Here is a 1397-nt window from a genome sequence, read left to right as displayed (position 1 = left end):
GTGGCGCTCCTAGTGTTTTAGTGGGCGTCTTTGTGCTGTTGAGGGTTGATTTGCAGTGCAGTGCAAGAGGTTCAGCGGGTCGTTCGTGAAATGAAGGACGCGCACGCGGCGTGCCTCTAGGTTTCGGGGTTACCACACCAACCTCAACCAGAGGATCGATCCGCGTGCGCGTCAGTACTGCATTTAACCGTCTTCTTCAGATTCCTGGTGCATCCGTGGTCGAGGTGTCGATCGGCGACCGCGACGTCGAAGTCACCCTGCGCCCCACAGCCCGACTGCTGAGGTGCCCCTGCAGCAAACGCGTCCGGTCAGTCTATGACCGCCGCCGGCGGCGATGGCGACACCTCGATCTGGGCACCAAACGACTGTGGCTGACCTACGACATCCGCCGACTGCACTGCCCGGATTGCGGTGTGACCACCGAAGAGGTGCCCTGGGCCCGCCCGGGAGCCAGGTTCAGCCGAGACTTCGAAGACACGGTGCTGTGGCTGGCCCAGCGCACCGACCGCACGACAGTGTCCACACTGATGCGCTGCGCCTGGGAATCGGTCACCTCGATCATCAAACGCGGAGTCGCTGAGCTGCTCGACCAACGTCGACTAAGGGCCCTGTATCAGATCGGTGTCGACGAGATCTGTTACCGCCACCCGCACCGCTATCTCACCATCATCGGCGATCACACGTCTGGCACCGTCATCGATGTCCAACCCGGAAAGAGTCGCGAATCACTCGCTAAATTCTATACAAGCCAACCAGATTCGACCCTCGCCGGAATCCAAGCGGTCACCATGGACGTCAGCAGCGTCTACACCGCAGCCACCCAAGAGCACCTGCCCCAGGCAACGATCTGCTACGACGGATTCCACATTCTGCAATGGGTCAACCGTGCACTGGACCGTGTCTTCTCCGAGGCTGCCGCTGGGCCAGACCGAGTCCACATGTCCTCAACGCAATGGCGGACCACCCGCTGGGCGCTGCGCACCGGAGAGGACAAACTCCCCGACGACAAACGCGCCCTGGTCAACGAGATCGCCAAACAGAACCGGCACGTCGGGCGGGCATGGGCACTCAAAGAACAAGCTCGCGACCTCTACCGCTACGACCACGAACCCGGCGCTGCACGCCAACTCCTCAGAGCCTGGATCACCGCCGCCAAACGCTCCCGCATCCCGGCCTTCGCCGCACTGGGCAAACGGTTCGAGGTCTACACCGAACCCATCCTCGCTGCGATTGAACTCAAACTGTCCAACGCACTCGCCGAAGGCATCAACGCCAAGATCCGACTCATCAACGCACGCGGCTACGGACATCACTCAGCCGAAACACTGACCTCGATGATCTACCTGTGCCTCGGCGGGCTCCACATCAAGCTCCCCACGAAAACCTGAGGAGTAGCA

General features: G+C 61.3%; 1 protein-coding gene. It reads left to right on the top strand.

The genetic code is table 11. The features are described from left to right. The first annotated feature begins 215 nt into the window (after positions 1-215). Entirely contained in the window at positions 216-1388 is a 1173-nt protein-coding gene (locus tag G154_RS00285) for an ISL3 family transposase (RefSeq protein ID WP_019512964.1), read from the top strand. Positions 1389-1397: the final 9 nt, after the last annotated feature.

This window comes from Mycobacterium sp. VKM Ac-1816D, assembly GCF_000416385.1.
Lineage (GTDB): Bacteria > Actinomycetota > Actinomycetes > Mycobacteriales > Mycobacteriaceae > Mycobacterium > Mycobacterium neoaurum_A.
This window is presented reverse-complemented; position numbering and strand designations above follow the sequence as displayed.